Raw genomic sequence first — 13,034 nt, forward strand, 5'->3', positions numbered from 1 at the left:
GTGGCCGTCACGGGTGTGTCAGGGCCCTCAGGAACGCGAGGACGGTCGCCCGGCCGAGTGACTCGCGGTCCGCGCCCAGCGCCGTGAGCGTCGTCTCGCCCAGGGCCGCGCGGGGGAGTGCGCCCGCCCACTCCGCTGCGACTTTCGTCGGGTGGATCGGGTCGTCGGTGCAGGTGCCGATCCCGGCCGGGACGGCCAGCGCCGCCAGTTCGGCCGAGGTCGGCGCGGCCCGGCCCGCCGCGACGCGCAGGCTGTCCGCCAGGCCGTCGCCGTGCCGCCGCCACGCCCGGTCCAGCTCCCCCCGCAGCCAGCCCGGGCTGCCGTCGGTCTGCGCCAGTGCCGCGCCGACGCCGGAACCGGCCACCAGATCGGCCGTCAGCGTCGCGGCCAGCGATGCGGGTGCCGGGCCCGGGACGCCGTTCCAGGCCGGGAGGGCGGCCAGCAGGCCCCCGCAACGCCCCGGATTGCGCACGGCCCACTCCGCGGCGAGGTGCGCGCCGAACGAAATGCCGCCTACGAGCAGTTCGCCGTGTTCGTCCGCCAGCGCGTCCAGGATGGCCAGGTAGCCCTCGGCGAGCGCCGCGCCCGGGGGCGGGGGTGGCGCGATGAGCGGGACACCCAGGGCGCGCAGGGGCCGCTCGAAGACGGTTCGGACGAACACCTCGTCCGAACCGGTACCGGGCAGCAGCACCGCGGCGGGAACTCTGATTGCGGACGTCACGTTGCGATCTTTGCGCAAAGGCGTTTCCCTGGCGGGGACCGCAGTACGCTGGAATCGCACGGGCCGCAAGCAATTTGTCACCGGCCCCGGAGCACAGGAGCACCTATGTCCGCCAAAGACGGCGGCTACTTCAGCCGGTTGGTACGCAAGCTGACCAGCGACGTCGAGGAACTCGACGCCGACGAGATGTCGATGAGGTCCGGCGCCGAAGGGGCGCAGCGGGCCTGTGACTGCCGTTCCGGCGAAGAGGTCACCGTGATGGGGCGGCTCCGCAGCGTCGAGCTCTGCCCGACCAACGAGGCCGCCACGCTGGAGGCCGAGCTGTTCGACGGAACACAGGGCGTGACGCTAATCTGGCTCGGCCGCCGCCGGATCCCGGGCATCGAGCCTGGCCGGACGATCAAGGTGCGTGGTCGGATGGCCGAGCGTGACGGCCAGAAGGTGCTGTACAACCCCTATTACGAGCTCCAGAGCCCAGTGAGTTGATCACCCATCGTGACTGAACCCGCCCCGAGCGAGAAGAAGACCGACGAGGACGAGCCGCAGCCGACCCTGCTTGAGCAGATGGGCGGCGTGTCCGGCCTGATCTACTCGTCGGTGCCGGTGATCGTCTTCGTGCTGGCGAACTCGTTCTTCGGCTTGACCGCGGCCATCTGGACCTCGATCGGCAGCGCCGTGGCCATCACGGTGCTGCGGCTGGTCCGCAAGGAGCCCCTGCAGCCGGCGATCTCGGGCTTCTTCGGCGTCGCGATCGCGGCGTTCATCGCCTACCGCACGGGGTCGGCGAAGGGGTTCTTCCTCTTCGGGATCTACGCGAGCTTGGTCTACTGCGGCATCTTCGTGCTGTCGGTGGTGGTGCGCTGGCCGATCGCGGGCGTGGTCTGGAACATGCTCAACGGCACCGGCCAGGCGTGGCGCAAGGACAAGCCGTCCCGCTACGGCTACGACGTCGCCACGCTGGCGATGGCGCTCATCTTCGCCGCCCGGTTCGTGGTGCAGCGGTGGCTCTACCAGGAGGACTACACCGGCTGGCTGGCCTTCGCGAAGATCGCGATGGGCTACCCGCTCTACGCGCTGGGCCTGCTGGTGGTCGTCTGGGCGGTCCGCCGGTCGGACAAGCGCCTGAAGGCGATGGCCGAGGAGGAGCCCGCGCCGGAGACGGACGCGCAGGTCGAAGCCCGGCTGCGCGAGAAGTACGCCCAGGCGCCCGAAGCCTGAGCAACCCGCGCGTGGGGGCGCCCCCCGGTTTCCACTCTACCGGCAGGCACCGACAGTTTCGGTCGCCGTGCGCCGTGAATGACTCATTCACGGCGTCGGAGGTCCCGAATGAGTCATTCACGGCACCAGCCGGACACGAAAGGGCCCGGGCAAGCTCGCCCGGGCCCCCTTCGTGGGATTCAGTACCCGAGCGCCGTCCGGATCTCCGGCTCGACGTCCGCGGTCGCCACGAACAGCAGCTCGTCGCCCGGCTCCAGCGGGTCTTCCGGCTGCGGCACGATCACCCGGTCGCCCCGGAGGATCGTCACCAGAGCCGCGTCGCGCGGCAGCGTCAGCTCGCTCACCGGCTTCCCGGCCAGCGGTGTCTCCGCCGGCAGCGTCAGCTCGACCAGGTTCGCGTTGCTCTGCCGGAACGTCATCAGCCGCACCAGGTCGCCGACGCTCACCGCCTCCTCGACCATCGCCGCCAGCATGCGGGGGGTCGAGACCGCGACGTCGACGCCCCAGGCGTCGGTGAACAGCCACTCGTTGGCCGGGTTGTTCACCCGGGCCACCACGCGCCGCACCGCGAACTCCGTCTTGGCCAGCAGGGACACCACCAGGTTCGCCTTGTCGTCGCCGGTCGCGGCGATGACGACGTCGCACTGCTCGATCCCGGACTCCTCCAGGATCGACACCTCGCAGGCGTCGCCCAGCACCCAGTCGGCCTGCTCGACCGCGTGCGGCTCGAACTGGTCGGCCTCGCGCTCGATCAGCATCACCTGGTGCCTGCCGTCGATCAGCTCGGCGGCGATGGAGCGGCCGACCGCCCCGGCGCCGGCAATCGCGACCCTCATGCCTCGTCCTCCGGTTCGCGCTGGGCCACACTGGTCACGTCGGTGACGGTGCCGGACCGCGCGGCCACCCACACGACGTCGTCGGCCTGCAGCACCGTCTTGGTGTCGGGCAGCACGCCGGTGCCGAAGCGCATGATGAACGCCACCCGCGCGCCGGTCGCCTCCTGCAGCGACTTCACCGAGTGCCCGACCCAGCCCTCGTGCAGCGGCAGCTGCAGCAGCGCGACGTTGCCCGACGGGTCCCGCCACGCCGACGCGACACCGTCCGGCAGCAGGCTGCGCAGGAACCGGTCGGTCGTCCACGGCACGGTCGCGACCGTCGGGATGCCCAGCCGCTCGTACACGGCCGCGCGCTTGTGGTCGTAGATGCGCGCGACGACGTGCTCGACGCCGAAGTTCTCGCGCGCGACTCGAGCCGAGATGATGTTCGAGTTGTCGCCGCTGGACACCGCCGCGAACGCGCCGGCCCGCTCGATGCCGGCTTCGATCTGCACCCGGCGGTCGAAGCCGACGCCGACGACCTGCTGGCCGTGGAAGTCGCTGCCGAGCCGGCGGAACGCCTGCTGGTTCTTGTCGATGACGGCCACCTCGTGGCCGAGCCGCTCCAGCGCAGCGGCCAGGGACGCGCCGACCCGGCCGCATCCCATGATCACCACGTGCACGCCCTGCCTCCTCCTTGGCGGTTTACCCGTCCGTCGTACCCCCGACATGCCAGGGCCGAACCTACCGTGCCCCCTACGGTTAGGCTTTCGTGGTGTCGAAGTTCCCGACCGTGCTGAAACGCCTGGTCCTCGGACGTCCGTTCCGCAGTGACAGGCTCGCTCACACGCTCCTGCCCAAGCGCATCGCGCTGCCGATCTTCGCGTCGGACGCGCTCTCGAGCGTCGCCTACGCCCCGGAAGAGATCTTCCTGACCCTCAGCGTCGCCGGGCTGTCCGCGTACGCGCTGGCGCCGTGGATCGGCATCATGGTCGCCCTGGTCATGCTGGTCGTCGTCGCCTCCTACCGGCAGAACGTGCACGCCTACCCGAGCGGGGGCGGTGACTACGAGGTCGCCAACACGAACCTGGGCGGCAAGTTCGGGCTCACCGTCGCCAGTGCCCTGCTGGTCGACTACGTCCTGACGGTCGCGGTGTCCACTTCGTCCGGTGTCGCCAACATCGGCTCGGCCGTGCCGTGGGTGGCCCAGCACAAGGTGCTCGCCTCGATCGTCATCGTGGTGGTGCTGACGTCGCTGAACCTGCGCGGCATCCGCGAGTCGGGGAAGGCCTTCGCGATCCCGACATACGGCTTCATCCTGGGCATCTTGGTCATGGTCGCGTGGGGCCTGGTGCAGGCGGCCACCGGCACCGAGATGAAGGCGGAGAGCGCCGGGTTCACGCTGAACGCCGAAGGCACTTTCGCCGGCGTCGCGTACGCGTTCCTGGTGCTGCGGGCGTTTTCCTCCGGTGCGGCGGCGCTGACCGGGGTCGAGGCGATCAGCAACGGCGTCCCGGCGTTCCAGAAGCCCAAGTCGAAGAACGCGGCCACCACGCTGCTGATGATGGGCCTGCTCGCGGTCACCATGCTGGTCGGCATCATCACGCTGGCCTCGATCACCGACGTCAAGTTCGCCGAGGACCCGGCGCGCCAGCTCGCCGGCGCGCCCGCCGGCTACGAGCAGAAGACGATCGTCGCGCAGATCGCGCACGCGGTGTTCGCCGACTTCCCGCCGGCGTTCTACTACATCTCCTTCTCCACCGGCATCATCCTGCTGCTGGCCGCGAACACCGCGTTCAACGGCTTCCCGGTGCTGGGCTCGATCCTGGCGCAGGACCGCTACCTGCCGCGGCAGCTGCACACCCGCGGCGACCGGCTGGCGTTCTCCAACGGGATCCTGTTCCTGTCGGCCTTCGCGCTCGTGCTGATCATCGCGTTCGACGCCGAGGTCACCCGGCTCATCCAGCTCTACATCGTGGGCGTGTTCGTGTCGTTCACGGTGAGCCAGGCCGGCATGATCCGGCACTGGAACCGGTTGCTGGCGAAGGAAACCGACCCCGCGAAGCGGCGGCGGATGCGGCGCTCGCAGACGGTCAACGCGGTCGGCCTGACGATGACCGGCATCGTGCTGGTGATCGTGCTCATCACCAAGTTCCTGCTCGGCGCGTGGATCGCGATCGCGGCGATGGTGGCGATCTTCGTGCTGATGACCGCGATCCGGCGGCACTACGACCGCGTCGCCGACGAGCTGAAGGACCTCGGCGACACCCCGACCGTGCTGCCGTCGCGCAACCACGCCATCGTCCTGGTGTCCAAATTGCACCGTCCGACGCTGCGCGCGCTGGCCTACGCCAAGGCGATGCGCCCGGACGTCCTCGAAGCCGTGACGGTCAATGTGGACGATGCGGACACCCGCCGGCTGACCGCCGAGTGGGACGCGCACAACTTCAAGGTGCCGCTGAAGGTCGTCGAATCGCCCTACCGCGAGATCACAAAGCCCGTTCTCGACTACGTGAAACGAGTGCGCGGGGACAACCCGCGCAACGTGGTCACCGTGTTCATCCCCGAGTACGTGGTCGGGCACTGGTGGGAACAGGTGCTGCACAACCAGAGCGCGCTGCGGCTCAAGGGCCGGCTGCTGTTCCAGTCCGGCGTGATCGTGGCGAGCGTCCCGTGGCAGCTGGAGTCGTCGGCGAAGGCGGCCGCGCGGGTCCGCAACGAGCGCCCGGCCGCGGGCGACGTCCGCCGCGGGTTCTCGCCCAACGGGCAGCCGATCGCGACCCCGAAGCCCAAGGAGCCGGCCGAATGACCAGCTGGCTGGGCCGCGTCCTCGAGGTCGAGGTCGGCGCGGTGGCGCACGGCGGCCACTGCGTCGCCCGCGCGGAAGGGCGGGTCGTGTTCGTCCGGCACGCGCTGCCGGGCGAGCAGGTCCGCGTCGAGGTCACCGAGGACAACGGCGGCTCGTTCTGCCGCGGGGACGCCGTCGAGGTGCTCAGCCCGTCCCCGCACCGGGTCACGCCGCCGTGCCCGCTGGCCGTGCCGGGCGGCTGCGGCGGCTGCGACTGGCAGCACGCCGACCCGGACCACCAGCGGGCGCTGAAGGCGGCGGTGGTGGCCGAACAGCTGCAGCGGCTGGCGGGTATCGAACGTGACGTCGTCGTCGAGGCGCTCGACGGCGGGCCCCTGGACTGGCGCAGCCGCGTCCGGCTGGTCGCCGGGCACGACGGCCGCGCCGGGCTGCGCGCCCACCACAGCCACCGGGTGGTGGCCCTGGACGATTGCCCGATCGCCGTCCCGGGCGAGCTCGACGACGTCCTGGCGCGGCGCTGGCGGCCAGGTAGCGAGCTGGAAGTCACCCAGGACGGTGACGGTGGGGTCCACGTCCGCGAGCTGTCGACGGTGCGCGGGAAGGTCCGGGCGCGGCAGCTGGCCGGCGGGGTCGCGGTCCAGCACGCGGCGGGCCGCGACTGGCGCCTCGACGCGCACGGTTTCTGGCAGGTCCACCCGGCGGCGGCGTCGACGCTGGCCGCGGTCGTGGCGGAGTGGGCCGAGGCGCCGGTGGGCGGCTCGGCCTGGGACCTCTACGCCGGGGTCGGGCTGTTCGCGTCGGTGCTGGCGACCCAGGTCGGGACGTCGGGCCGGGTGCTGGCGATCGAGTCCGGCAGGCGCGCGGTCGCCGACGGCGAGCGCAACCTCGCGGACCTGCCCCAGGTTTCGTGGCACGCCGGGCGCGTCGAGCACGTGCTGGAGTCGGCGGCCAAGCCGGTCGACGTCGTGGTCCTGGACCCGCCGCGCAAGGGCGCGGGCAAGGCGGTCGTGGAGTCGATCGTGGCGGGCGCCCCGGACCGGATCGTGTACGTGGCCTGCGACCCGGCGGCGCTGGCGCGCGATGTGGCGACCTTCGCGGCCCACGGGTATTCGCTGACGGACCTGCGGGCGTTCGACGCGTTCCCGATGACCCACCACGTGGAGTGCGTGGCGCTGCTGTCCTGAGTTTTGTCGGTGGTGATCGGCACACTCGGTGCATGACTCCTCTCGACGAGTTCGACCTGGCGGCTTCGACGGTGCGTGCGCTGGTGTCCGCGGTCCGCGCCGACCAGTGGGCGCTCCCGACGGCGTGCGCGGACTGGGACGTGCGCGCGGTGATCAATCACCTGGCGCACGGCAACGCGAAGGTGGCCTTCTGGGCGGGCACGGGCCCACCGGCCCCGGACGGTGACTACCTCGGTTCGGCGCCGGTCGAGGCGTTCGCCGCATCGGTGACGGCGGCCCGTGCGGTGCTGGCCGCGCCGGGGCTGTTTTCCCGGCAGGTGACGACGCCGCTCGGTGAGGTGCCGGGGGTGTTCTTGGTGCACATGCGGGTGAATGAGTACCTCGCCCACGGCTGGGACATCGCGGACGCGACCGGACGGCCGACGGACCTGGCGCCCGAGCTGGCGGCCCGGGCGCTGGAGCAGTGGCGGTCCCGGTTCGCCGCGACGCCGCGGCAGCCGGGCGGCCCGTTCGGGCCGGAGCTCCCACCGCCCCGGGACGCCACGGCGGCTGATGAGCTGGCGGCGTTCCTGGGCCGGAAGGCGGTGAACGGGTAGGGCGGAGCCGGTCGCGGCGGGAACCTCGGCTTGCTCGGCACGTTGCGGGTGCCGCATGTGCCCGGGCTGCCCCGGGTCGGCCTGCCCGGCGCGCCCCGAACCCCACCCGGCCCCGCCACCCGGCCGAGGCCACCGGCCGCGAGCAGAGCGCTCCCGGTGGCCTCGGCATGCCCGGCGCGCCCCGAATCGCCACCCAGCCGAGGCGGCTGGTCGCGAGCAGAGCGCTGCAGGGGCCTCAGCCTGCCCGGCGCACCGCGAACGCCGCCGCGAGGCCGGTTGCCGTCATCGCCACTCCCGACGCCAGCGGCACCAGGCCCCGGGACCACCTTCGCCGCCGGCTGGAGGCGTGTTACTCCCGGCAACGTCTCTGGTCCACTCCGGCCTCCCTGCCTCGCGGTGGAGGCAGCATGAGGCGCGGACCGGGCGCTCAGCCCGAGAACCAGCGCTGCGGTGCCGGCCGGAGGTTCTGGTAGATGTGCTTGACCTCGGTGTACTCGGCCAGCCCCGTCGGGCCCAGCTCGCGGCCGAAGCCGGACTGCTTGTAGCCGCCCCACTCGGCCTGGGGCAGGTACGGGTGGAAGTCGTTGATCCACACCGTCCCGTGGCGCAGCCGCGCCGCCACCCGCTGCGCCCGCGAAGCGTCGTTCGTGAACACCGCTCCCGCCAGGCCGTAGTGGGTGTCGTTGGCGATGCGGACCGCGTCGTCCTCGTCGGTGAACGTCTCGACCGTCAGTACCGGCCCGAACGACTCGTCGACCACCGCCGACGAACCCTGTTTCACCTGATCGAGGATGGTCGGCAGGTAGTAGAAGCCGTCGGCCAGCGCCGGGTCGTCCGGACGGCGGCCGCCCGTGCGCAGCACCGCGCCCTCGGCCAGCGCCGCCGCCACGTACGCCTCGACCTTCTCCCGGTGGGCCGCCGAGATCAGCGGGCCGGTTTCCGCATGCGAGTCGAACGGGCCGCCCAGGCGGATCCGCTCGGCCCGGCGCACCAGCTCGCCGACGAACTCGTCGTGCCACTCCCGCTGCACGATCAGCCGCGCGCCCGCCGAACACACCTGGCCGGAGTGGAGGAACACCGCCGTCAGCGCGTAGTCGACCGCGGTCTCGAAGTCGGCGTCGGCGAACACCACGTTCGGGTTCTTGCCGCCCAGCTCCAGGGCCACTTTCTTGACCGTCCCGGCGGCCGCGGCGGCAATGCCGCGACCGGTCGCCAGCCCGCCGGTGAACGACACGAGGTCGACGTCCGGATGGGACGCCAGGGGCGCGCCGGCCTCGGCGCCCGCGCCCAGCACCAGGTTCCCCACGCCCGGCGGCAGGCCCGCCTCGGTGAGCAGCTTCAGGAACAGGATCGCGGTGTGCGGGGTCAGCTCGCTCGGCTTGAGCACGAACGTGTTGCCCGCGGCCAGCGCCGGCGCGATCTTCCACACGGTCTGCAGCAGCGGGTAGTTCCAGGGCGTGATCAGCCCGCAGACGCCGACCGGCTCGTGCACGATCCGGCTGATCGCGTCCGGGCTGCCGGTGTCGACGACGCGCCCGGCGTCCTGCGCCGCGAGCTTGCCGAAGTAGCGCAGGCAGGCGGCGATGTCGGCCATGTCGTACCGGCTCTCGACCAGGCGCTTGCCGGTGTCGAGCGACTCGGCGCGGGCGAACGCCTCCGCGTCGCGGTCCAGCAGGTCCGCCGCCCGCAGCAGCAGGTCCCCGCGCAGGTGGGCGGGGGTGCCGGGCCAGGGGCCGGTGTCGAAGGCCCGGCGCGCCGCCGCGATGGCGGCCTCGGTGTCCTTGGCGGTGCCCTCGGCGACCGTCGCGACCAGGGAGCCGTCGGCCGGGCAGCGGATTTCCCGCCGGCCGCCGTCCACCGCATCGACCCATTCGCCTCCGATGAAGAAATCCGCCATGCGGCCCATTCTCGTGGCCACGCCGCGTGACCGCCACAGCGACGCCGGGAGACGAGGTTCACCCTGGGTGCTGACCGGCGGTTGCGCTCCGGTTGTGACGCCGGACGCGGCCTGCGGTCCCGCCCTGGCGGGTCTCCGTAGACTGGCCGGAACCGAGCGAGTGAGGTGGAGACGAGTGACGATGCTGGAGTCCCTGAGCGGGCCGGCGGACCTGAAGCGCATGAGTGTCGAGGACCTCGGCGAACTGGCCGCCGAGATCCGGGACTTCCTCGTCGACAAGGTGCGCCGGGCGGGCGGCCACCTGGGGCCGAACCTCGGCGTCGTCGAGCTGACCCTGGCATTGCACCGCGTGTTCGACTCGCCGCGCGACGCGCTCGTGTGGGACGTCGGTCACCAGGCGTACGTCCACAAGCTCGTCACCGGCCGCGCGGCCGGGTTCGACCTGCTGCGCCAGACCGGCGGGGTCACCGGTTACCCGTCGCGCGCGGAGAGTGAGCACGACTGGGTGGAGAGCAGCCACGCGTCGTCCGGTCTGTCCTACGTGGACGGCCTGGCGAAGGCGTTCGAGCTGGCCGGCGGCGGGCGGCACGCGATCGCCGTCGTCGGCGACGGCGCGCTCACCGGCGGCATGTGCTGGGAGGCGCTCAACAACATCGCCGCGCACAAGGACCGCCCGGTCGTCATCGTGATCAACGACAACGGCCGCTCCTACTCGCCGACGATCGGCGGCCTGGCCGACCACCTCGCGGCGCTGCGCCTGCAGCCCGGCTACGAGCGGCTCCTCGACGGCGGCCGCGAGATCCTCAAGCACACCCCGGTCGTCGGCAGGCCGATCTACGCCGCGCTGCACGCCGCGAAGGCCGGCCTGAAGGACGCGCTGAGCCCGCAGGCGATGTTCTCCGACCTGGGCCTGAAGTACCTCGGCCCGGTCGACGGCCACGACCAGGTGGCGCTGGAGAAGGCGCTGCACAGCGCGCGCACCTTCGGCGGCGCCGTGATCGTGCACGTGGTCACCGAGAAGGGCCACGGCTACGCGCCGGCGGTCAACAACGAGCACGACCAGATGCACCAGACCGACCCGATCGACCCGGAGACCGGCCTGCCGCCGGTGAAGGGCCCGAGCTGGACCGGCGTGTTCGGCTCCGAGCTGGCGGCGATCGGCGCCGAGCGTGAGGACGTCGTCGCGATCACTGCGGCGATGCTGCGTTCCACCGGGCTGGACAAGTTCGCCGAGGCGTTCCCGGACCGCTGGTACGACGTCGGTATCGCCGAGCAGCACGCCGTCACCTCGGCGGCGGGGCTGGCCATGGGCGGGTTGCACCCGGTCGTCGCGATCTACTCGACGTTCCTGAACCGGGCGTTCGACCAGGTGCTGATGGACGTCGCTCTGCACCGGCTGCCGGTGACGCTGGTGCTGGACCGGGCCGGGATCACCGGGCCGGACGGGCCGAGCCACCACGGCATGTGGGACCTCTCGCTGCTCGGCATGGTGCCGGGGATGCGGGTGGCGGCGCCGCGTGATCCGGGGACGCTGCGGGAGGAGCTGCGCGAGGCGGTTGCTGTTGCCGACGGGCCGACTGCGCTGCGGTTCTCCAAGGGGAAGGTCGGCACGGATGTGGCGGCTGTGGAGCGGATCGGCACGGTCGATGTGCTGCGTCGTCCTGGTGAAGGTGCCGACGTGTTGCTCGTGACGGTCGGGGCCTTTGCAACGCTGGGTCTCGCTGCTGCGGATCGGCTTGCTGATCAGGGGATCGGGGTGACCGTGGTGGATCCTCGGTGGGTGCTTCCGGTTCCTGCAGAGTTGGTTGCGTTGGCTTCGCAGCACAAGCTTGTGGTGACTGTGGAAGACAGTGGGCGGCATGGGGGGTTCGGGTCGGCTTTGGCCGCGATGTTCCGGGATGCCGAGTGTGATGTTCCTCTGCGGGATTTGGCTGTGCCTCAGGCTTTCCATGATTTGGGGAGCCGGGATGAGGTGCTGGGGCGGATCGGGCTGACTGCTCAGGATGTGGCTCGGCGGGTTACCGAGTGGGCCTCGGGCCGGCTGGGCACTTCGGAAGAGCCGGTGAAGAAGAACGCCGACCGCAGCTGAGTGCAGTGAGCCTGTGACCGAGTGGTGACCTCAAGTCACTAGATGTCGATCAGCTTGCGGCGTAGCGTAATCAACGCGTGTAGACGACACGTGTCGATTCCAAAGGGTGATCGAAATGGTTACTCGTCGTGATGTCGCACTGAGGGCCGGCACCTCCGAAGCCGTAGTCAGCTACGTCGTCAACAACGGCCCGCGCAACGTCGCGCCGGCGACACGGGAGCGGGTCCAGGCCGCTATCAGCGAATTGGGCTACCGTGCGAACTCCGTGGCGCGCTCGCTCAGAACGAACCGCACGATGTCCATCGGGGTGGTCACTCCGGACTCGTCGAACGAGTTCTTCGGGTACCTGACCCGCGCCATCGAGAGCGTCGCTTTCGACTTCGGCTACACAACCCTGCTCGGCAACGCGATGGAGGACCCGGAGCGGGAAGGGCGGTACGTCCGCACGCTGCTCGATCGCCAAGTCGATGGGCTCATCGTCATTCCGGTGCCGGGTTCGACAGTTCTGGAAGCGGAGCTCGACCGTGCCCCCGTTCCGTTCGTGATCCTCGATCGAAGTCTCGACGACGAACACGCGGTGGAAATTACGGTGGACAACGAGCAGGCCGCCTATCTGGCGACGGGTCACCTGCTGGGGCACGGCAACACGCGGATCGCCTGTGTCGCCGGGCCGGAGAGCGCCCGGACCACGATCGCCCGTGTGGCGGGCTGGCGCCGTGGGCTGGTCGATCAGGGCATCGATCCGGCGACGTTACCGCTCGAGTACGGCACCTTCCGTCTTGATGACGGCTACCGTGCCGGCATGGAAATCCTCGCGAGAGAAGCACGTCCCGACGCGATCTTCGCCACCAGCGATGAGCAGGCGATGGGCGTGCTGCGCGCGGCTGCCGAACGGGGCCTGCGCGTGCCGGACGATCTCGCCGTGCTGGGATTCGACGGGATCGAGCGCGGCCGCTTCAGCGTTCCTTCTCTGAGCACTGTTCAGCAGCCCATGGAACAGTTGGCCGACTGCGCATTTCGGCACCTCGAACGCCGCATCCGGAACAGCGGGGCTGACGCGCTGCCGAAGACCTTCTCGACCAAGCTCGTGCTGAGGGAATCGTGTGGGTGCCGGAGCAGTCCGTGAACCGCACGGACGGATGACTGCTGCGATTGCCGATGGACAACGTGGCGTGGACGCCGCCGGGCCGGCGGTCCACGTGCCGTTCCCTTGACCGAGTGGCCCGGTTTGTCCGGCGGAGGCTCCCATGCCGTTTCCCTTGGTGCCGTTGAGACATGCGGAAGCATGGGGTCAGCTCGCGCGCTCGGTGGCGGTCTTGTTGGCGTTCCTGCCGATGCTCGTGGTGGTAATCTGCGCGATTCCCGCCCTCGTCGTGGGACATTTCGTTCCGTCGATGCGAAAGCCCATGACGGATCTGGTCTCGGGATTCATCAGGTGGACCGAGAAGATCTTGTGCATCGTCACCGCGGTCTCGGCGACTCCGCCGGTCGATGTGCCTCGGCAACGTCGTCATGTCTCGGATCGTGAGCGCGGCGACTCTGTGGAGACCTAGTTCCAAGGCCGGGTACTTAAGGTTTTCCTCTGCCGCGCAAGCGGTCAACGGCCGGCCGTGAATGGCCCATTCACGGCTTCTTAGTCCCTGAATGGGCCATTCACGGCATGGGGCGAGCACCTGGAAATCGGACCAATCGGGCAGCTTGACAG

At 70.7% G+C, this 13,034-nt stretch carries 12 protein-coding genes; 8 read left to right on the top strand and 4 right to left on the bottom strand.

The genetic code is table 11. The annotated features are described in order from the left end of the window. Positions 1–7: 7 nt before the first annotated feature. Complete coding sequence (locus tag ISP_RS13780; protein ID WP_013224480.1) at positions 8–691, bottom strand: alpha/beta fold hydrolase; 684 nt, start codon at positions 689–691, stop codon at positions 8–10. 135 nt (positions 692–826) lie between these two features. Here ISP_RS13780 and ISP_RS13785 point away from each other — a divergent pair, with 135 nt between their 5' ends. Both ISP_RS13785 and ISP_RS13790 read left to right on the top strand, forming a co-directional pair. Beyond that, complete coding sequence (locus ISP_RS13785; RefSeq protein WP_013224481.1) at positions 827–1,207, top strand: OB-fold nucleic acid binding domain-containing protein; 381 nt, start codon at positions 827–829, stop codon at positions 1,205–1,207. Between the two features lie 9 nt (positions 1,208–1,216). Beyond that, on the top strand, positions 1,217–1,939 hold the full coding sequence (locus tag ISP_RS13790; RefSeq protein WP_013224482.1) for a DUF3159 domain-containing protein: 723 nt from the start codon (positions 1,217–1,219) through the stop codon (positions 1,937–1,939). 179 nt (positions 1,940–2,118) lie between these two features. Here the strand turns inward: ISP_RS13790 and ISP_RS13795 are convergent, their stop codons facing one another. Together ISP_RS13795 and ISP_RS13800 are read right to left on the bottom strand one after the other, a co-directional pair. After that, the gene (locus tag ISP_RS13795; RefSeq protein ID WP_003067924.1) at positions 2,119–2,775 is read right to left on the bottom strand and encodes a potassium channel family protein; all 657 of its coding nucleotides are present in this window, start codon (positions 2,773–2,775) and stop codon (positions 2,119–2,121) included. Beyond that, a complete protein-coding gene (locus ISP_RS13800; protein ID WP_013224483.1) occupies positions 2,772–3,437 on the bottom strand; it encodes a potassium channel family protein in 666 nt (221 codons plus the stop codon). The genes ISP_RS13795 and ISP_RS13800 overlap by 4 nt, the downstream gene beginning before the upstream one ends. Before the next feature lie 92 nt (positions 3,438–3,529). Between ISP_RS13800 and ISP_RS13805 the strand changes: the two genes are divergently transcribed. The 3 genes from ISP_RS13805 to ISP_RS13815 are packed head-to-tail and all read left to right on the top strand — an operon-like array spanning position 3,530 to position 7,343. Beyond that, positions 3,530–5,563, top strand: a complete 2,034-nt coding sequence (locus tag ISP_RS13805) for an APC family permease (protein WP_176742167.1) — start codon at positions 3,530–3,532, stop codon at positions 5,561–5,563. Further along, a complete protein-coding gene (locus ISP_RS13810) occupies positions 5,560–6,747 on the top strand; it encodes a class I SAM-dependent RNA methyltransferase (RefSeq protein WP_013224485.1) in 1,188 nt (395 codons plus the stop codon). The genes ISP_RS13805 and ISP_RS13810 overlap by 4 nt, the downstream gene beginning before the upstream one ends. Positions 6,748–6,779: 32 nt before the next feature. Beyond that, positions 6,780–7,343 carry a TIGR03086 family metal-binding protein gene (locus ISP_RS13815; protein ID WP_013224486.1) on the top strand — a complete coding sequence of 188 codons (564 nt, stop codon included), beginning with the start codon at positions 6,780–6,782 and terminating at the stop codon, positions 7,341–7,343. 427 nt (positions 7,344–7,770) lie between these two features. On the opposite strand, the gene ISP_RS13820 is transcribed toward ISP_RS13815, so the two are convergent. Beyond that, positions 7,771–9,240 (bottom strand): aldehyde dehydrogenase family protein, encoded by a 1,470-nt coding sequence (locus tag ISP_RS13820; RefSeq protein ID WP_013224487.1) that lies wholly within the window; start codon positions 9,238–9,240, stop codon positions 7,771–7,773. A gap of 175 nt (positions 9,241–9,415) precedes the next feature. Between ISP_RS13820 and dxs the strand changes: the two genes are divergently transcribed. The 3 genes from dxs to ISP_RS13835 all read left to right on the top strand — a co-directional run bounded on the left by dxs (position 9,416) and on the right by ISP_RS13835 (position 12,882). Further along, the gene (gene dxs / locus ISP_RS13825; RefSeq protein ID WP_013224488.1) at positions 9,416–11,329 is read left to right on the top strand and encodes a 1-deoxy-D-xylulose-5-phosphate synthase; all 1,914 of its coding nucleotides are present in this window, start codon (positions 9,416–9,418) and stop codon (positions 11,327–11,329) included. A gap of 115 nt (positions 11,330–11,444) precedes the next feature. Then, complete coding sequence (locus ISP_RS13830; protein ID WP_014466847.1) at positions 11,445–12,455, top strand: LacI family DNA-binding transcriptional regulator; 1,011 nt, start codon at positions 11,445–11,447, stop codon at positions 12,453–12,455. A 121-nt stretch (positions 12,456–12,576) separates the two neighbouring features. Continuing rightward, a complete protein-coding gene (locus ISP_RS13835; RefSeq protein WP_014466848.1) occupies positions 12,577–12,882 on the top strand; it encodes a hypothetical protein in 306 nt (101 codons plus the stop codon). Positions 12,883–13,034 lie beyond the last annotated feature (152 nt).

The sequence above is a fragment of the Amycolatopsis mediterranei genome (assembly GCF_026017845.1).
Taxonomy (GTDB): Bacteria; Actinomycetota; Actinomycetes; order Mycobacteriales; family Pseudonocardiaceae; genus Amycolatopsis; species Amycolatopsis mediterranei.

What these genes read in the sequence shown, in the direction of transcription:
- ISP_RS13795 (WP_003067924.1), bottom strand. Translation starts at nt 2,775, where the DNA reads ATGAGGGTCGCGATTGCCGGCGCCGGGGCGGTCGGCCGCTCCATCGCC.
- ISP_RS13815 (WP_013224486.1), top strand. Translation starts at nt 6,780, where the DNA reads ATGACTCCTCTCGACGAGTTCGACCTGGCGGCTTCGACGGTGCGTGCG.
- ISP_RS13820 (WP_013224487.1), bottom strand. Translation starts at nt 9,240, where the DNA reads ATGGCGGATTTCTTCATCGGAGGCGAATGGGTCGATGCGGTGGACGGC.
- ISP_RS13835 (WP_014466848.1), top strand. Translation starts at nt 12,577, where the DNA reads ATGCCGTTTCCCTTGGTGCCGTTGAGACATGCGGAAGCATGGGGTCAG.
- ISP_RS13785 (WP_013224481.1), top strand. Translation starts at nt 827, where the DNA reads ATGTCCGCCAAAGACGGCGGCTACTTCAGCCGGTTGGTACGCAAGCTG.
- ISP_RS13830 (WP_014466847.1), top strand. Translation starts at nt 11,445, where the DNA reads ATGGTTACTCGTCGTGATGTCGCACTGAGGGCCGGCACCTCCGAAGCC.
- ISP_RS13810 (WP_013224485.1), top strand. Translation starts at nt 5,560, where the DNA reads ATGACCAGCTGGCTGGGCCGCGTCCTCGAGGTCGAGGTCGGCGCGGTG.